Consider the following 18,226-nt stretch of genomic DNA (forward strand, 5'->3'; position numbering starts at 1 on the left):
TAAAAATGAGTGGGCAGGATAAATAAGAGTGAAGATGAAACAGGAATCAATACACAGAAAAAACAGCTGTCAGTCAAGAGGATTTTTAACTTCGACGACGGGGGCCGTCACTTTCCTGGTCATATTGTGGCTGAAGAGATAGACGATAAGTGTCGATAACACAAAAAGAGCGACTATGATCAACAGCATATTGCCTTCAAACACTTTATCCCACTTATAGACCCGGAACAGTCCGATAAAGAGGCCGTGCAGCAAATAGATGAACATCGTTCTTGAACCGATATAAGTGAGCGGAAGTTCCCGCTTTGGCACGACGTTTAAAAAGCTGAATGTACTCAGGACGATAATACCGTATATCAGCCCGCGCTTGACACCACTGTAGGCATCGACATGTTCGAGTGAACTGTATGGTTTACTGCCGAACAGCCATTCAAAGTTGAAATCAGTCATCATATAGAAGACAAAGATCAGTGTAAGAGCAAGGATGGATAAGGGAAGGTACTTCTTATTCTTTATATAGCTGAAATGTTCCGGTGTTGCATAATAGCCCAGTAGAAACAACGGGAAGAATACAAAGGTCCGCGACAGGCTTAGTGTATTATTGATGAAATCAAAATAACCGACTAATATTCCGGTGAGAAAAGCGAGTACGACGACATAGTACACATTGAAGTCTTTGACTAAGTACAGCAGGATATGCCATGAGAATAAGCTGAGCAGAAACCACATCGCCCACTGTGGATCGAAAGGGTTCAAGTCAATGGTCTTTACGTCATCAATAAAATAATAGTAACATGCGTAAAAAGTCTGGAATATTAAATAAGGGATGATGAGTTTTTTTACCAGCTTCAGCAGATAGCCGGGCCTGCTGATTCCTTTGGCAAAGTAGCCGGAAATAAGCACAAAAGCCGGCATATGAAAACTATATATAAACATATAAAGCGCCTGCAGAAAGTGATTTTCTGTCACAAATGACCGAAGAAGGTGGCCGAAAACGACAAGAACGATTAACAGAAACCGCGCATTATCGAAATAATGATCGCGTGTTTTAGCCATAAAAACGCCTACTTTCTTAAAACTTAAAGTCTTGAATTTATTACCCTGTTTAAAGGGGGGTATGCATAAGACGACTGAAAGAATAGATTATATATAGTTTGCAATACTTCTTCAAAATTTAATAAGTAGTTGATAAACTAATACGAGTGCATTATAATTCATGGTAACAGTGATGAAGGAGAAATAGCATGGATGATACTCGTTTAAAAAGGTTTGGGCAATTGATTTACTTCATGAATTCTAAAATAGACGAAATCACATCGACGGAATTGACAGATGTCAATCTTACTAGAGAACAGCTTTATATGCTGGAATTAATCGCCGGTGAAGAAAATATGACGCAGAAAAAACTGATCTATCGATTGAACAAAGAACAGACAGCTGTGTCTCGGGCGATTAAAAAATTAGTTGATAATGGTTATGTTTATAAAGAGCAGAGTATATATGATTTACGTTCCACTGTTCTGAAAGTGACTGATAACGGAAAAAAAGTACTGGAGAAAGCAGAAGTTATAAAAGGCAGAGTTGTCCAGAACTTTATGAAGGAATTAGGCACAGAAGAGTCTCAAGAATTGATTATGTTACTAGAAAAAGTGTACAACTCTTTTTCTATCCGTGACCCATTCAGATATTAATGACCGCTTTGTTCAATTAAAAACCCCCGGTAGTCCGCTTTAACAGCGGACTGCCGGGGGTTTTCAATGATTACTGGTCATAGCGATAAACGAAGAACTTCAAGCCTTCAAGTCCAATCTGTTGGTAGAAATCAGCAATACGTGCAGCGTTCTTGGAAGCCCATGCAATATCCGTTGCATATTGATGTGTCGCCGTATTTTTAGGGTTCCAGCGCATTTGATGCAGTGTAAACTGCTGGTTTTTGAAATAGCTGTCCGCTACGTACTTAGCACCGCCTATAATGGCTTTTGCAGGTGTGTCCCAGCCGTTTTCATAAGCATACTTAGTGCCGTTGTATACATTGCTGTCGGTTGCTTTAGTGCCGTACATGTTATAGTACTTTTTTGATGCGGTCTTACTGACTTGCCCGGTTTTGCTGTTATAACCTAGTCCGCGGCTTAATTCACTTGTACCGTTGCCTGTTTCAAGTAAGGCATGACTGATTAAATAAATCTCGTTAATATTTAACAGTTTTGAAGCTTCAGCAAATGTTTGTCCCTGGCCTGCAAGAATGCCTTTTCCGACAAGCAGTTTATTAAGAGTAGAACCTGAAATACCTTGAGAGACATTCAAATTAAGGAACTGATATTTCTGTGCCGGATTGTTCATAGCGGAAGAAGTATTTAAGTAATTGCGGACTTCCTGACTTGTAGCGGCACGTGCCATGGATTTGCCGGTCTTATCTGTGTAGATGACTTTTGGAGCTGCTGTAGCTGCCAGATTCATCTGTTTTTTAACAGCAGTTGATAAGGATTCTGGTGCCTTAGCGATAGTGACCAGCTGCTTTGTTAAATATTTTCCTTCGATCCAGCCGACTGTGTTCGTTTTAGTGAATACTCCTTTGTACCAGAGTGATGTGCCCACTTTCTCTGTTTTCACGACATTAAAAATCTTGCTTGTCTGTTTTGACAATGGAGCAATACGCTGCGTAGTGCTGCCGCCTGGAATAGAGAAGAGATAGGATTGAACATTTGTAATGACATACGGTGCTTTTTCCCAGCTGACTGTCTGATGAGCAAATTGTGTGATTTGCTTATCGTTGATCCAGCCGACTGTTTTGTTGGCGGCATCAACAATCTGGAAGTACTTTTCTGAGCCCTTAAGTGCTTCTTTACTGATGTAGTACTGTTTATCTGCTAATTTCGCGGCTGCTTTCTCGTAGATAAGGTTGTCAGTATAGTAGACAGCGCCGTTCGCTGTGCGGCCGATCATATCAATCGCTTTGACGTTGGTTGGTTGAGGCGTCAAGTATTTCTCTGGAATCCAGCCGACTGTGTTTGTATTAGCGAACACCCCTTTGTACCAGAGTGATGTGCCCACTTTCTCTGTTTTCACGACATTGAAGACTTTGCCCGACAGGTTAGCCAGTGGTGCGACGCGCTGTGTATTACTGCCGTCAGGAATGGAGAGGACATATGACTTAGTGTCTGTCACTGCGTAAGGTGCTTTTTTCCAGTCAATCACCTGGTGTGTTGTCTGGGTGATATCCTTGTCGCTGACCCAGCCGACTGTTTTGTTGGCGGCATCGACAATCTGGAAGTACTTTTCTGTGCCCTTGAGTGCTTCTTTATTGATGTAATACTGTGTAGCAGCAAGATTTACTGCTGCCTTTTTAGAAATATTGCTGTCCGTATAATAAGCGGCACCGTTCGCTGTGCGGCCGATCATATCAATCGCTTTGACGTTGGTTGGAGCAGGAACCTGGAGCGTTAAATGACTGCCGCTGATCCAGCCGGATATGTTGTTGACTGTACCGAAATAGTAAGGCGTGCTGTTGATGATCACTTTCTTGCTTGGCGCAAACACTTGATTGACTGCAGTCTTTAAATCGCTGAGTTTTTGTGTGTCTGTTCCCCACGGCGTTGAATAAATGCCGCTGACAAGAGAGTTGATAGTATATTTAGTGCTGACCTGCTGTTCAGTGCTTCTAGTAGCCTGTGTCAGGTCTTTCGATTCAATCCAGCCACGTGGATTGCCTTTATCATCCTGAATTAAATAATACGTGTCACCGTTCAGTTCTGCCTTTTTGTTGACGAAATAAGAAGAACTATACTTCGCACCCGCTGGAGTGCTCACTGTATCTGTCACACTCGCATAAATAGGTGTCGCTGCCGAGTTGATACGGGCCATTTTAGAAACAGCTGTTGTTGTCACTTTTCCAGTTTTCACAGGAGCAGGTGACGTGACAGGAGGTGTAGAGGGAGTCGGAAGCACATTATTTGTTTTATAGTTATATTTTTCTGTGACAAGCTGCACAAGTTCATCAAATGTATAACCGTTCTCCGCAAACCAGCCGTATGGGTCCCCGTGGTCAGTTCCACCGAGATAATTGGATACCGCTTTATGGGACCAAAGCGTACCGGTACCGTCATATTCGGCGCTGTCTACCGGTAGATTGTAGTACAGCAGGTTAGTCGCAATATAATCCGCGTAGTTATTGATCGCTTTACTGAACCGGTCTTTGCCCTGCACGCGGACGAGTTCTACCTGGATAAAGCGCGGGTTCGCATACTGACCGCTGCCCCAAGCGAGATAATCAGTCGGTGCTGTTTCTATGATATTATTGTCATCAACGAAAGCATGGACAAAGGCGTTTTCAAAGTTATTTTTCATATAAGCAATTTCGCCCCAGATGGTCGAGGTGTTATTGGCAGTTTCGTGGGCGACGACGCCTTCTGGAGCCCCCACACCATTACGGTAAGCAATGAGCGGGAAGTCGCTTGAAAAGTCCTGCTGATAGACAGGAACGTTATAATTCATGTATTTAATGTAGTCATTCACTGACATACTGCTAGCCGTTTTTTGAAGTGTCGTTTTCGGTGCGGCAATCGCAGAGCCTGATTGGTGAGAAAAAGTTCTGACAGCATTTCCTGCTGTTATTGCAGTAGAACTTTTTTGAACAGCAGTCGGCTGGACAGTCGTTTTGACCGTCGAAGAAGTGCCTGCAGTTGTTGATGGGACAGCAGCTGTTTTAGTTGAAGCTGCCGTCGATTTAGTAGCCGCAGTTTTAAGCGTTGAAGTTACAGGTATTTCAGCCGTTTTAGGAGCAGTGGCTTGCGTCACAGGCGCTTGCGCTACAGTTTTGGCTGCTGTAGAGACAGTTGTTGCCGGTGCTTGGGTTTCAGTTGCCGGTATTGCAGCCGTTTTAGGAGCAGGGTCTTGCGCCGCAGTTTCAGCTGCTGAAGAGACAGTTGTTGCCGGTGCTTGGATTTCAGTTGCCGGTATTGCAGCCGCTTTAGGAGCAGGGTCTTGCGCCGCAGTTTTAGCTGCTGTAGAGACAGTTGTTGCCGGTGCTTGGGTTTCAGTTGCCGGTATTGCCGTCGCTTTAGGAGCAGGGTCTTGCGCCGCAGTTTTAGCTGCTGAAGAGACAGCAGGTGCCGGTGCTTGGATTTCAGTTGCCGGTATTGCCGCCGTTTTAGGAGCAGGGTCTTGCGTCACAGTTTTAGCTGCTGTAGAGACAGCAGTTGCCGGTGCTTGGATTTCAGTTGCCGGTATTGCCGTCGCTTTAGGAGCAGTGGCTTGCGCTGCAGTTTTAGGTGCTGTAGAGACAGCAGTTGCCGGTGCTTGGATTTCAGTTGCCGGTATTGCCGTCGCTTTAGGAGCAGTGGCTTGCGCTGCAGTTTTAGGTGCTGTAGAGACAGCAGTTGCCGGTGCTTGAGTTCCGGTTGCCGGTATTACAGCCGCTTTAGGAGCAGTGGCTTGCGTCACAGGCGCTTGTGTTGCCGGCGCTGCTGCCGTTGTAGTTTTAAGTGCTGTAAGGACAGCTGCAGGTGTCTGGGTGTCTGGTGGTGTCGATACTGCACTGCTGCTTTGTTCAGGGAGCGAAGTCGTCACGTTATTGTAATCAGATGCATTGATGGTTTTCACTACATTAGAAGGTGTGGATACTGTATTGTTTCCTCCTTGTGGTGTAGCAGTGATCTCCTGCGGTAAAACATTAACAGCTGAGTCATTGTTTTCTGCAGCAGTGCTATTCTCCGCAGCATGTGCAGCTGTAGAATGTGCTGCGAACATCATTAATAAAAGGGCTGGTGCCTTAAAGTAAAATTTGTTATCCATAATGCATCCTTTCGTCATTTGATTTCAATTACTAGCAATATTATAAATTTTTTGAGAATTGATGTATATAGTGCTACAAAACTGTAATATTATTTTAACAAACTAAAATTTCCATTTTAACTATAGATTTTTCAGCAGTTATTTATCTACTTATAGTATCGAAAACTCCATAATAAAAAGACAGTATCAATAGGATACTGTCCTTTTATTTATTGGTTTTGTCAATTACCGGCAAACATCTAAATCAATATATTATTTTTACTGTATAATATTAAACCACTTAATTGTCTAATATTCGTATATCACTTAAAGCGCATTTCGACGAATAATCGCTGTATACTGCCAGAATAATTTCATTTGGGTGATATTCCAGTTAGTCATGCCGAGTGAGTAGCCGGAAGGTTCAAATATTTTAATGTCTGATACTTCTAGAATCGCTGCAATTAAGTATTGATAATAAACATTCAGTGATTTGAAGGTTTCACTTAAGTGACCGTTCTCAAAGACAAAATCAAGGGGTACTTCATATTCAAAAATATTCAGTACGTTAAATATTTCTGAGATGGCGAGTATATAGCATGCACCGTCAATAAGGGGATTATCATCTGACTGATGGTAATACAGTCTTAAAGACTCATAGTTCTGATGGTGATATTCATCCAGATAGAAAAATCTTGACCGGAAATATTCCAAGTCTCCGGCATGAATAATCTGATGTTCCAGCCGATCAAATATTTGATTGATCTGTTCGTATTTTTCATAAGTTTTACGCTGACTCATTATGTCACTCCTTTCCTCATATATGGTCAGGTTTGAGTGGATTCTGTTGACACGCTGTCTTCTGCAGGCTTGCTGTTAAATTCTTTGTTGATTGCATCAACATCAATTTTTTCAAGCGGTATGAGACTGCCATATAATGATATCACTTTGTAGTCGAGAAGGTCTTCTTGTCTGCCTTTAGCAAGGCCCAGATCTTTTCTTATAAGGTTTGATATCCGGTAGACATCTGTAAATTCAGGATTATAGTAATAGACGCCGTTATACATATCATCTGTTCCTTTTAACTGAGTCTGTTTAAACGTGACATCGTTTGATGAATACAGCGAAGCAAGCGATGTGATATTGGTGAATGTCAAATTATGCTTGGCGTTGTCGCCGACAATGTTGATGAGTTCATCTAGTTTGGACAAAGAATCTGTTCTTTCCGCTTTTTTGATAATCGCTTCAATCATCTGCATTTGACGCTTACCGCGGCCTAAGTCTGTATCGATATGTCTACTCCGGGCAAGGGCAAGTGCCTGATCACCGTTCAATAACTGATGTCCTTGTTTGACTTTTATTCTTCCATGGTCATTTTTAGTAGGTTCATCGATATCAAATGGAACATCGAACTCAATACCATCCAGCTCATCCACGATATCGACAAAAGCCTGCATGTTGACTCGGGCATAGTAGTCCACAGGCACATTGAACAGCTGCTCGACTGCATTCATCGATGATTTCGGCCCGCCTTCTGCATGGGCATGAGTGATTTTGTCATAGTAGCTGACTGCTGGAATATAGGACAAGGTATCACGCGGGATGCTGATCAGCCTGATCTGTTTGTCATCACGATTAAACGTCGCTAAAATCATGGCATCTGTTCTTGCTTTATCTGCCGACTGGCCATTTTTTCGTCTGCTTTCACTGTCATCTATTCCAAGGAGAAGGATTGACACATGGTTCATCGACGGGTCAACATCGTTCTTTCTTAAATCTGATTTATCAGTATTCTTTGCATACGAACCGTTAATGGCGTCTTTAGTTGTCCAGTATAAATAACCGGCATATGCGGCTGGTACTACAATTAAACTCAGACTTAACAAAATCAGTAGCGCTTTAAAATATTTGTTCATCGTTTCGTCACCTTATCTGATCGTATTTGTATTTAAATCATACTATTATATTGCATTATTATAATCATAACAAGATTTTTCATTGGCGGCATCATTTAACATAAGGTTTCAGCTAATAATGAAGAGGCCCCTTCTGTCGGGAGGAAAAGCATTGTAAATGACAAACGATTCCTGTAAATTAGAAAGTAAGTATGTATTTTGCCGATCTATAGTGAGCAGCTGCTGGAATATCAGCTGACTGGTAATACAGCTGTTATTCTATCAGGGCAAAGCGATAGGTTGCAATTTATACATAATCCTATAATATAGTGTAAGCAGATAATTTATTATTAAATGTATATTAAATCATAGTAAATTCTAACGACATATGATTAAATTAATTTATTCTATAAGTTAGTACTTAATTAAAGTTAAAGGCGGGATTTTTTTGAAATTAACAACAATTGGCCTCGGTTATATTGGGTTACCAACATCTATTATGTTTGCGAAGCATGGTGTGGATGTTGTCGGTGTCGACATCAATCAGAAAGCTGTTGATTCACTAAACAGCGGTACGATTCATATTGAAGAACCAGGTCTGCAGGAGGCATTTGAAGAAGTGCTTGCATGCGGCAGATTTAAGGCGACAACTAAACCGGAACCGGCTGACTGCTTCATTATCGCAGTACCGACACCGAACAATGCTGATCAGTTCAAATCATGTGATATTTCAATGGTGATGTCAGCAGTTGAATCCGTATTACCATTAGTGGAAAAAGGCAATGTTATCATTGTAGAATCAACAATTGCTCCTCGTACAATGGATGACTTCGTGAAACCACTAGTCGAATCCAAAGGCTTCACAATTGGTAAGGATGTTTTTCTCGTTCATTGTCCAGAGCGTGTCCTGCCGGGTCAGATTATGTACGAATTAATCCATAACAACCGTATCATCGGTGGTGTGACTAAAGAATGTATCGAAGCTGGTAAAAAAGTATACGGCACATTCGTCCAAGGTGAGATGATTGAAACAGATGCTAAGACGGCTGAGATGAGCAAATTAATGGAGAATACTTATCGTGACGTTAATATTGCTCTTGCGAATGAACTCGCTAAAATCTGTAATCACCTTGAAATCAATGCACTTGACGTCATCGAGATGGCAAACAAACATCCACGAGTAAACTTGCATCAGCCAGGTCCAGGTGTTGGTGGTCACTGTTTAGCAGTCGATCCTTACTTTATTATTGCGAAAGACCCGATTAATTCAGATATTATTCAGGTCGGCCGTAAGATCAATAACCAGATGCCGCATTACGTGGTCAATCAGACTAAAGAAATCCTGAAAGCAGTCGACGGCAATAAAGTCACTGTGTTCGGTCTGACTTACAAAGGTGATGTGGATGATATCCGCGAATCTCCGGCATTCGATATTTACCAGATGCTGAATGACGAACACTTTGAAGTAGTCGCATACGACCCGCACGTAAAACTTGATTTTGTTGAGAAAGACTTAAAGACCGCAGTCAAAGACAGCTCACTTGTCCTTGTGTTAAGCGACCATTCTGAGTTCAAAGCATTAACAGATGCTGACTTTGAAAGTATGAAAGACGCTATTATCTTTGATACGAAGAACATCGTAAAAACTCAGTTCGAAAATACACAGTACTATAACTTCGGTAATCTTTACGCATTTAAATAATTGTTATAAGAACTTGTACTTCATTTATATGAATTATAAGTTCTTATGTGTTTATAGACATTAAAGCGAATGAATATGACTATTTGTACAGAAGCGCTCTTGGAGGAAATAGCAATGACAAAAGTATTGGTTGTGTGTAATGCGTATCCGTCTGATGAAAACATTTATCAGAACGGCTTCATCCATAGACGAGTAAAATCTTATCAGAAAAAAGGTTTTACAGTAGAAGTCTATTATTTGAAGCAGACGGCTCATGAAGAAGAGGAATATAACTATCACGATGTCAATGTGACAATGGGGAATGGAACACATTACAGTCAGTATATTCAGGCGCATCGCGAAGACTATGCGAGCTACCTGATTCACTTTATCAATCCTCTGATGTATTACCCGATCATCGAATATGTCACAAACCCTAAATTAGTCATATGGATTCATGGTTATGAGGCAGAGGCATGGCATAGAAGATGGTTTAATTTTCTTGCCAGTGTTGAAGAGCTGAAAGCCATTGTCGACAAGGCGACAGGTTATTACAAGGAGCAGCTTGAATTTATGAATGCGCTGTACAAAGAGCAGGACGTTGATATAACGTTCATCCATGTATCACAGTGGTTCAAAGATCATATCGCGGATGTCGACGGGAAGTTTGCACCACAGAACTACGAGATCATCCCCAATATAATTGATAGCAGAATATTTAATTTTAAGCAAAAACAGCGAGAAGGTAAACTGAAGATCTTATCGATTCGTCCTTATGCGTCACATAAATATGCGAATGATCAGATTCGGGATGCGATTCTTCTCCTGTCAAAGAAAACTTTTTTTAAAGAGCTTGAATTTCATATTTACGGGGAAGGGAAGCTGTATGCTGAGCTCACGGCTCCTCTTGTTCCGTTTGATAACGTTCATCTGCATAACACTTTCCTTCATCAGAGAGAGATATCGAGTCTGCATAAGGCGTTTGATGTCTTCTTATGTCCGACCCGCCTTGATTCACAAGGTGTATCAATGTGCGAGGCGATGAGCAGCGGACTTGCAGTGGTGGCGACGGATATCTCTGCTATTCCTGAGTTTGTGGAGCATAATGTCTCTGGACTGCTGGCAAAACCCGAGTCACCGGAGTCGATTGCTGTTCAGATTGAAAGGTTGTATAACGAAGCTGAACTGCTGAAGAATATTTCCTATCATGCGGCACTGTCCATCAGACGGAAAGCAAGTGAAGAAGTCGTAATCAACAAAGAATTGAAGGTGATTTTAGGTGGCTGATTATATCGACTGGAAAGCACGGTACATCGAACTGGAAGATCAGCTGCTTCAGATGATGGAGATGACGATCCATCTTATTGATAAAGAAGTACATCAGCAGAAGGCCAAAATCAGTGGATTAGAGACAGCGTACGTCGATAGAGAGCTGACGGTGACGGTGAAATCTAAATCAGTCAATGCTCAATATTTATTTGAGCTGCTCAATACTGATAATGATGTACTGCTGAAGCAAGAGACAGGCTATAGAAATAACTATATATTCAATATTGAACAGCTTGATGAACCGTTCAAAGTCAGAGTGTCAATCCGAAACGAAGGACATGACAGTTATGATGATGTGAATGAATCAAAAATATTTAATGCAGAGGATGGCCAAAATGAAGAAAAAAGTGCTGATTAGTGGTCTTATCACTTCCAACCTATTAGATGAATCTGCTTTATTTCTGTCAAGAATCACTCAAGTTTTAGCGATGAACCGTGATGCAGAAATTGACCTTCTGCTGACAGCTCCTTTTGAAAAAAATACGGTTCTGAAGCAACTGCTGAACTATCCGAATATTCATCTTATTGATCCGTTTGAAGAAGCAAAGTACAGCGATTTTCATTTTTTCAGTGGAATTGATGTAACCGCACGGGGTGCAGCCCTGCTGATAGATTACACGCTGCATCACAACGACTATGACATCATCATGATCGGCTCACTTGACGTAGGGCGCGAACTGGTGCGCATGGACAGCAGATTCATCGATCGTCTTTTAGTCAATGTAACCGGCATGACAAAAAACGGGAATGCCATCCCGGAAGAAATATGGCAGTTACTGCTGACTATTATTAGCGGCGGCGGCCGTCTGCTTTGTCAGACACAACAGATGATTCACTATCTGCACAGCGAGCTTCATATTGAGAACGAGAAGATGATTTATCTGAATCCGATGATTCCAGATAACCTTTACACATTTGAACAAATATTTACACCTCGGAAGCGCTATAATAGATTCAGTCATATGGATATCTTTTCTAGAGAAAGTGAGATTATCACACTGATCGACCAGTTCCGTATGTTACAGGAAACTTATCCTGAGGCAGCGCTTTATCTTGCTGAAGATGACACAGCTAAAACTCAAGAAATCCCTGAGCTCCTGCACGAGGTGCTGGAGCATGCATCAAACATCATCTGGATAAGTGGCCTGACACCGTCCAGCACTATTAATTTGATTCGTTTAAGTGATGTCGGTATCTTATATCGTAAAGATGACTTAAATGATTCTTTCGAACTTTCTCCGAAGCTGTTTGAATACTGTAATATGGCGGTACCACCGATTATCAATCGGAGTGAAATGCACGAAGCGATATTAGGTGCTGATTATCCTTATTATGCAGATGATGATGTAGAATTCTACAGTCAGATGGTCAAAGTGATAGAAGACCCTGAATTATATGAAGCAACTGCAAGAAAAGTATATGCACTCGCTAAGCAGTTCTCCTGCACAGCGACTTATCACAGGCTCGCGCCACATCTTTTCGGCATCCCGGAAAATGAGACAGACCAGCTTGTCAGCGAGGTGTTTCAAAAGCAGGAACCTATATTCAGAGAAGCGGACAGCATCTACTTCTTCCCGCTGGGTGAGAACGACATGCAGTTTATTGAGGAAGCGGCACGTCATGGACGTATTCTCTCTATGGATGTTAACAACGGCGTTGCACTTTGTCATGTGCAAGCCGGGGAGAGCGGCAGTATGAGTGATATGCTGAAGGCTGCCACCGAGCTCGCGTATTATACACATAGGAGTCACTTTGCTAAAGCTTCAGAAGATATCGGGCACTTTATCAAAGGGGCACCTCTGCCGATTGAACAGATACCTGCATCTGAACCTGCACCGGAAATTGAATATATAGAGCCGGGGCTCGTGTTAAGTCTTGAGACTGAAAATGCACAGCTGAAGAACGAACTGGCAGTCATCAAAAGACAGTATCAACGTTTATCATCTTCAAAGCTGGGCAGCATGCAGAAAAAATACTGGAAAATACGTAATAAGAAGAAAAATAAGAAATCTCGGTGAAAGAAATTACGGCGTATCGCTTTAGGTCAGTTTTTTTGACTTCCTGTCATAGGTAAGACCTTTACTTTTAATGGCGTACAGTATACTTTATAAGTAACAATAACTGAGAAGAGAAACAGAATGAGGGTTTAATAGATGAAAGAAGTATGGTTGATCTTAAAAGAACAGTTTGAAAATATGCATATGATTCGCAAACTTGCGATATATAATATGAAAACAGAGTATTCCAATCATTACCTGGGTATGTTCTGGAATATTCTGCAGCCGTTGTTCCAGGTGCTGATTTATTATGTTGTCTTCGGCATGGGGATGAGACAGGGCGGTACCGGTATGACTTATCTGCTTCATCTGATTTCCGGTCTTTTTCCTTGGCTTTTTATATCACAGTCTTTAAATATCGGTGCGAATGCCATCTATGCTCAGCTTGGACTCGTCACAAAGATGAAGTTTCCGTCGTCCGTCCTGTTATCCATATCCTTTACCAATACATTCATCAATCTGCTGTTCACGACGGCCATTGTTGTGGCTATGTCGTTGATCAATGGCTACAGAGGTTACATTCATTTCTTCGAATTTATATATTTCATTGTCGCGGCTTTTGCGCTTATTTTTGCGATCAACCTGGTGATGAGTACGCTTGTAATTCTGGTTCGTGATACAAGGCTCATTTTGCAGAATGTTTTAAGAATGGGTTTTTTCGTCACACCGATATTCTGGAATGTACATACTGCATCGCCCATCCTCCAGAAAATCGCTTCACTGAATCCATTTGCATTTTTAATCGGTATGTACCGCAATGCGTTTATTGAAGGCTCAGCACCTGTCTATGGCCACTTAGGCGATCATCTTTATTTTTGGAGCATCACGTTATTATTATTATTTATCGGTAGTCATATTCATTATAGATTCAAGAACCGTCTAATTGACTTTTTATAGTATGCTGCCAGCAGGAAATGAGGAAACAAAATGAGTAATGAAATGAACGAAGTAAATGCAATAAACGACATAAAAGTTAAAGTTGAGAATGTCACGAAAGTCTACGAAGTGAATCAGAATAAAAAGGACAAAATACTGTCTGTGCTGAAGTTCTGGCAAAACAATGACAGGGATAATGTGTACTACGCGCTCCGGAATATCAGCTTCGTCGTCAATGCAGGAGATAGTATTGGTCTTGTCGGCTTGAACGGAGCCGGTAAGTCAACCCTGTCCAATCTGCTCGGTGAAGTCACTGTGCCTACAGCAGGCTCCATTAAAATCAATGGCAGAAGCTCGCTGATCGCGATATCCGCCGGACTCAATAATGAGCTGACAGGTGAGGAGAATATCAGAATGAAATGTCTGATGCACGGGATGTCAGAGGCGCTGATCAATGAAAGGTATCAGGATATCATCCAGTTCTCAGAGCTCGGAGAATTTATCAAACAGCCGATCAAGACTTATTCAAGCGGGATGAAGTCCCGTCTCGGGTTTGCAATCGCTGTTCATACAGATCCTGACGTGCTGATTGTCGATGAGGCTCTGTCGGTCGGTGATGATACGTTCTCAAACAAATGTATAGAACGTATGAAGCAGTTTCAGGCGGAAGGCAAGACGATATTCTTCGTCAGTCACTCCGCTGAACAGATTCGTAAGATGTGTAACAAAGCAATCTGGCTGCACTACGGCGAAGTGAAAGCGGCAGGCGAATGCCAGTCTATTGTCAAGAACTATACGGATTTTGTCAAAGACTACAATCAGAAGACGAAGCCTGAGCAGCTGGAATACAAAGAGAAGATGTCACAGGCCCAGTATGCGCCGTATCAGGCGGAGAAAGAGAAAAGCAGCACGTCAATCTCCAGTCTCTTCTATCTCGTCTTACTCGTCATGTTTTTCGTCGGAAGCCTGCTCTCTCAGCTTCATATTATTAACTTCCTGAATTAATTAAAACTTAAATAGGTGATAAAATGAAAAACATTACAATGTTTCTCTGGAATAACTTCACCAATGATGCACGGGTGACCCGAGAAGGTTCAGCACTTGTTGATGCAGGCTATCATGTTACTGTCATTGCCAAACGTGAAGAAAATGAAAGAGAACTAGAGAAAAGAGAGCAGCTGCCGTCCGGCATCCAAGTGTATCGGAAGGATAAAGCCGAAATCAGTGTAAAAGCATTGAAAGCATCCACGCTCATGAAAAAGCATATTCCGAATGCCTTATTGATGTTTAAAATGATAGCGGCGGGATATAAAATTGACACGGATGTCTATCATAGTCATGATCTCAATACGCTCATTCAAGGGGTCGTCTGCGCAAAGTTACGACCGCGAAAACGTACCCTGGTCTTTGATTCACATGAAGTCAACACGAGCCGGACAAACTATAGTGCTGGACTAGTTTACAAAGTGGAAAAGTTTCTGCTGAACTTCGTTGATCATACGATAGTGGAGAATGAAACACGGGCAACGTATCACGAAAGATTATACGGTGATAGACCGATGTCACTGCATAACTACTCAGAATACTACGATATCAGCGAGGTGCCGGCAGCTGAACTTGCCATACCGGCTGATAAAAAGATTCTTCTTTATCAGGGCGGTCTGCAGCAAGGCCGCGGTCTTCCTCTACTGATTGACGCATTTAAGGAAGCAGATGTAGATGCCGTTCTGCTCATGGTAGGTGACGGCAAGATCCGTCAGCAGCTTGAAGAGCAGGTCAGGACACTCGGTATCAGTGATAAGGTTATCTTTACCGGCCGTGTTCCTTATGAACTGCTGCGGGCTTATACGAAGCGAGCTTATATCGGTTTTCAAATTCTGCAGAATACAAACTTCAATCATTACTCTGCCTCATCGAATAAGCTGTATGAGTATATGATGGCGCATGTGCCGGTCATAGGAACGAATATGCCGGAGATACGCCGCGTTATTGAAGCGGAAAATATCGGTCTGGTCATCAGTGAATCTGATAAGAACGAGCTTACAGCAGCTATTCGATATGTTATGACCCATCCTGAGAAACATGCAGAGTGGGTACTGAATAATGAACACGCAAAAGATATATACAACTGGGAACAGGAAAAAGCCAAGCTTCTCAATCTTTATAAAACTATAAACGTGGGTGAGAATAATGGAGAGTGAAGAACTGAAAGGACTGCTGATTCAGAGTCTTGAATCAGAGAAGAAAACCTTGCAGCAGCTGCATATGCGTGACCGTGAAATTGAGAAACTGAAAGGACTGCTGATACAGAGCCTTGAATCAGAGAAGAAGTCGCTGCAGCAGCTGAATATGCGTGATCTTGAAATTGATAAGCTGAAGAAGAAAGTCTTGCTGCATGAGAGAAGAATGGAAAAGATTAAACGTCAGCCTGTTATCAAGCTATTATTAAAAATTAAATCTTTTGTCAAAGGATTGAAGTAAATGCAGAACAGCAGAGTAAGAGTCAAAGAAATCAACCGGGTTCTAGCCGCACTTAAAGAAGGTCAGCCCCTGCAGCCAACAAAATCCGAGCGTTTTATAGAGAAGGATTATCAGCCGGGATTGTCCATCATTATTCCGATGTACAAGAGCGCGCCTTTTATTGAGCGTCTTGTTAACAGCCTGATCCACGTGATTTCAGAGAGTGTGCCGTATGAAGTGGTGTTTGTTCTGAACGGTACCGAAGAAACTGTTGCGCTTGACCAAGATCTGCTGGAAAAAGCGCTCTCCAGCAGCCGGCTGAACTATTCCATTCTGCTGTCCGAACAAGGTGCAGGGAAAGCGAGAAATGCCGGTATAAAGGCAGCACGGTACAGTCATTCCCTGCTGCTGGACAGTGATGATACGTTATCGCCGGGCATTATTGATCAGCTGGAACCTTATCTTTCTCCGACAGCTATCACAGTGTTTGAAATTCATGATATACACACGGAAAGTGACAGCGGCAGCAATGTCATTCAAGAAGAGGTTAAACCATTTTTCGGCCAGACGACAACTGAGTACTTTAAAATCATGAAGATTTTATCGATGAATGGGGCAAAAGTGATTCCGTCTTCTTATCTGCTCAACACGCTTTATGATGAGAACTTGAGAAGTGGGGAAGACATCGTCCTGATGATGTCCATCATCACTAAGTTCATGCCTGAAGTTATCATAGTCCCGGAACATACGGCAGTCTATCATCGTTATATTGTTGATAATTCTGTCAGCCGCGTTGCGATGAGCTATGACTTCAATGTCCAGCAGCGTTTTGAAGTGATCCGTCTCCTCGGTGATCTGGCTGATGAAGCAGATGCGGAGATAAGACAGCTGATTCTTAACCGGATGGATGCACAGGCGGGCTTTGTCTCGCGTTATCTTATGGTGCACCCAGAGGACTACAGCCGTGTGATTCAGCTGTTTCAGACGCTGGACTGTGATTATATTCCTTACGGAGCTATTAACAGAAATAATGTCAGAACGCTGTATATCGGCTACTGTTTCACGCCATATGCCGATACGAGCGGCATTGTACTTGCCAAACGTATCCGCGAGCGCTGTCAGCCATGTGACGTCATCTCGAATGATATGTCAGCCGTCCGTACAGTTGACTATACATTAAACCAGATAGCAGAACCGTTTATTTATCAACATTTCGAGCTGCCGACAAAACCTTCTTTTAGCAGCTGGAGTGTAATTGAGAGCTTTGTCACACTTGGTGAGAGAAAAGTTAAAGACCGTAAATATGATGAGATATATTCACGTGTTCTCTGGCCGGGCAGTCATTTTCTGGCATTCAAGCTCAAGATGCAGCGTCCGGAAATAAAATGGACAGCAGAATTCTCAGATCCAGTGCTGCATGATATTAAGAACAACGAGCGCGAAGCGCCACTTCACAGCAAACAGCTGCATAAATTGTTCGGCAAGATAGATAAGCGCTGGAAGTCTTATATCGACAGCAATCTGTTCAATATGACGGAGATCATCGCCTTTGCAGAGGCAGATGAGATCATCTTCACAAACTACAGTCAGATGTTCAGTATGTGTGAACGATTCAAGGAACCTGAACTCAGACAGATTATTACAGAGAAGGCGGTTATCAAGACGCATCCTGTGGCAGAACCATCATTCTATCAGCTGGAGCAGTCGCTCATTCAGCTGGATCAGGACTATTTCCATATCGGTTACTTCGGCAATTTCTATGAGACAAGAGGACTGCAGGAAATTATCTCGCTGATCCGGGAGCCGGAGCAGGTGGCAGCGCTGAATCCAAAATCACTGCCGCTTAAGCTTCATATCTTCACCTCTAATCCGAAGCAGTCCAAAATGGAGCTGAGAAAGCATGGACTCGGCCGTAGTGTCGAAGTCTATCCTTATCTCCCGTATTTGGAGTTTCTGAATATGACGACGCATGTCGATGCTCTCCTTGTCATGGATGCTCACACCGCAGCCTACAAGAAACGCAATCCATACTTACCGAGCAAACTGAGCGATTATATGGGCAGCGGGAAACCGATCATCGCCTTTATAGAACCAGGCAGCCCGATGAGTGGACTGAAATCAGCACAGCTGCTGAAGATTGACTTAAAAAGCCAGTAACA

The 18,226-nt window shown here is 42.4% G+C and carries 14 protein-coding genes; 10 read left to right on the forward strand and 4 right to left on the reverse strand.

All coding sequences use genetic code 11. The annotated features are described in order from the left end of the window. Nucleotides 1-69: 69 nt before the first annotated feature. Nucleotides 70-1,056, reverse strand: coding sequence for an acyltransferase family protein (locus tag ERX35_RS01700; protein ID WP_149458172.1), 987 nt, complete (start codon nucleotides 1,054-1,056; stop codon nucleotides 70-72). 188 nt (nucleotides 1,057-1,244) lie between these two features. Between ERX35_RS01700 and ERX35_RS01705 the strand changes: the two genes are divergently transcribed. Next, nucleotides 1,245-1,691 (forward strand): MarR family winged helix-turn-helix transcriptional regulator, encoded by a 447-nt coding sequence (locus tag ERX35_RS01705; protein ID WP_149458173.1) that lies wholly within the window; start codon nucleotides 1,245-1,247, stop codon nucleotides 1,689-1,691. A 70-nt stretch (nucleotides 1,692-1,761) separates the two neighbouring features. Here ERX35_RS01705 and ERX35_RS01710 read toward each other — a convergent pair whose 3' ends face one another. From ERX35_RS01710 to ERX35_RS01720, 3 genes are all read right to left on the reverse strand, one after another. Then, a complete protein-coding gene (locus ERX35_RS01710) occupies nucleotides 1,762-5,790 on the reverse strand; it encodes an N-acetylmuramoyl-L-alanine amidase (RefSeq protein WP_170234503.1) in 4,029 nt (1,342 codons plus the stop codon). Between the two features lie 306 nt (nucleotides 5,791-6,096). Beyond that, the gene (locus tag ERX35_RS01715) at nucleotides 6,097-6,570 is read right to left on the reverse strand and encodes a DUF2538 family protein (RefSeq protein WP_149458175.1); all 474 of its coding nucleotides are present in this window, start codon (nucleotides 6,568-6,570) and stop codon (nucleotides 6,097-6,099) included. Between the two features lie 26 nt (nucleotides 6,571-6,596). After that, nucleotides 6,597-7,685, reverse strand: a complete 1,089-nt coding sequence (locus ERX35_RS01720) for an LCP family protein (RefSeq protein WP_149458176.1) — start codon at nucleotides 7,683-7,685, stop codon at nucleotides 6,597-6,599. A gap of 427 nt (nucleotides 7,686-8,112) precedes the next feature. On the opposite strand from ERX35_RS01720, the gene ERX35_RS01725 reads away from it, so the two are divergent. The 9 genes from ERX35_RS01725 to ERX35_RS01765 all read left to right on the forward strand — a co-directional run bounded on the left by ERX35_RS01725 (nucleotide 8,113) and on the right by ERX35_RS01765 (nucleotide 18,224). After that, nucleotides 8,113-9,366, forward strand: a complete 1,254-nt coding sequence (locus tag ERX35_RS01725) for a nucleotide sugar dehydrogenase (RefSeq protein ID WP_149458177.1) — start codon at nucleotides 8,113-8,115, stop codon at nucleotides 9,364-9,366. A gap of 114 nt (nucleotides 9,367-9,480) precedes the next feature. Further along, nucleotides 9,481-10,632: a glycosyltransferase family 4 protein gene (locus tag ERX35_RS01730; RefSeq protein ID WP_149458178.1), complete on the forward strand. Its 1,152-nt coding sequence runs from the start codon at nucleotides 9,481-9,483 to the stop codon at nucleotides 10,630-10,632. Continuing rightward, nucleotides 10,625-11,032, forward strand: coding sequence for a hypothetical protein (locus ERX35_RS01735; RefSeq protein WP_149458179.1), 408 nt, complete (start codon nucleotides 10,625-10,627; stop codon nucleotides 11,030-11,032). The genes ERX35_RS01730 and ERX35_RS01735 overlap by 8 nt, the downstream gene beginning before the upstream one ends. Further along, complete coding sequence (locus ERX35_RS01740; RefSeq protein ID WP_149458180.1) at nucleotides 11,010-12,692, forward strand: glycosyltransferase family protein; 1,683 nt, start codon at nucleotides 11,010-11,012, stop codon at nucleotides 12,690-12,692. The genes ERX35_RS01735 and ERX35_RS01740 overlap by 23 nt, the downstream gene beginning before the upstream one ends. A gap of 135 nt (nucleotides 12,693-12,827) precedes the next feature. Continuing rightward, nucleotides 12,828-13,628, forward strand: a complete 801-nt coding sequence (locus tag ERX35_RS01745; protein WP_149458181.1) for an ABC transporter permease — start codon at nucleotides 12,828-12,830, stop codon at nucleotides 13,626-13,628. Between the two features lie 30 nt (nucleotides 13,629-13,658). After that, on the forward strand, nucleotides 13,659-14,612 hold the full coding sequence (locus ERX35_RS01750; protein WP_246143098.1) for an ABC transporter ATP-binding protein: 954 nt from the start codon (nucleotides 13,659-13,661) through the stop codon (nucleotides 14,610-14,612). 23 nt (nucleotides 14,613-14,635) lie between these two features. Continuing rightward, nucleotides 14,636-15,808, forward strand: a complete 1,173-nt coding sequence (locus tag ERX35_RS01755; RefSeq protein ID WP_149458182.1) for a glycosyltransferase family 4 protein — start codon at nucleotides 14,636-14,638, stop codon at nucleotides 15,806-15,808. Continuing rightward, nucleotides 15,798-16,088: a hypothetical protein gene (locus tag ERX35_RS01760; RefSeq protein ID WP_149458183.1), complete on the forward strand. Its 291-nt coding sequence runs from the start codon at nucleotides 15,798-15,800 to the stop codon at nucleotides 16,086-16,088. Before ERX35_RS01755 ends, ERX35_RS01760 begins: the two co-directional genes overlap by 11 nt. Then, nucleotides 16,089-18,224, forward strand: a complete 2,136-nt coding sequence (locus ERX35_RS01765) for a glycosyltransferase (RefSeq protein ID WP_149458184.1) — start codon at nucleotides 16,089-16,091, stop codon at nucleotides 18,222-18,224. It abuts the gene before it with no gap. Nucleotides 18,225-18,226 lie beyond the last annotated feature (2 nt).

Source organism: Macrococcus equipercicus (assembly GCF_004359525.2).
Classification (GTDB): Bacteria; Bacillota; Bacilli; order Staphylococcales; family Staphylococcaceae; genus Macrococcus; species Macrococcus equipercicus.

Bases quoted from the DNA above. Each gene is read 5' to 3' on its own strand.
- ERX35_RS01710 (WP_170234503.1), bottom strand. From the start codon at position 5,790: ATGGATAACAAATTTTACTTTAAGGCACCAGCCCTTTTATTAATGATG.
- ERX35_RS01755 (WP_149458182.1), top strand. From the start codon at position 14,636: ATGAAAAACATTACAATGTTTCTCTGGAATAACTTCACCAATGATGCA.
- ERX35_RS01700 (WP_149458172.1), bottom strand. From the start codon at position 1,056: ATGGCTAAAACACGCGATCATTATTTCGATAATGCGCGGTTTCTGTTA.
- ERX35_RS01715 (WP_149458175.1), bottom strand. From the start codon at position 6,570: ATGAGTCAGCGTAAAACTTATGAAAAATACGAACAGATCAATCAAATA.
- ERX35_RS01765 (WP_149458184.1), top strand. From the start codon at position 16,089: ATGCAGAACAGCAGAGTAAGAGTCAAAGAAATCAACCGGGTTCTAGCC.
- ERX35_RS01705 (WP_149458173.1), top strand. From the start codon at position 1,245: ATGGATGATACTCGTTTAAAAAGGTTTGGGCAATTGATTTACTTCATG.
- ERX35_RS01740 (WP_149458180.1), top strand. From the start codon at position 11,010: ATGAAGAAAAAAGTGCTGATTAGTGGTCTTATCACTTCCAACCTATTA.
- ERX35_RS01720 (WP_149458176.1), bottom strand. From the start codon at position 7,685: ATGAACAAATATTTTAAAGCGCTACTGATTTTGTTAAGTCTGAGTTTA.
- ERX35_RS01750 (WP_246143098.1), top strand. From the start codon at position 13,659: ATGAGTAATGAAATGAACGAAGTAAATGCAATAAACGACATAAAAGTT.
- ERX35_RS01760 (WP_149458183.1), top strand. From the start codon at position 15,798: ATGGAGAGTGAAGAACTGAAAGGACTGCTGATTCAGAGTCTTGAATCA.
- ERX35_RS01730 (WP_149458178.1), top strand. From the start codon at position 9,481: ATGACAAAAGTATTGGTTGTGTGTAATGCGTATCCGTCTGATGAAAAC.
- ERX35_RS01745 (WP_149458181.1), top strand. From the start codon at position 12,828: ATGAAAGAAGTATGGTTGATCTTAAAAGAACAGTTTGAAAATATGCAT.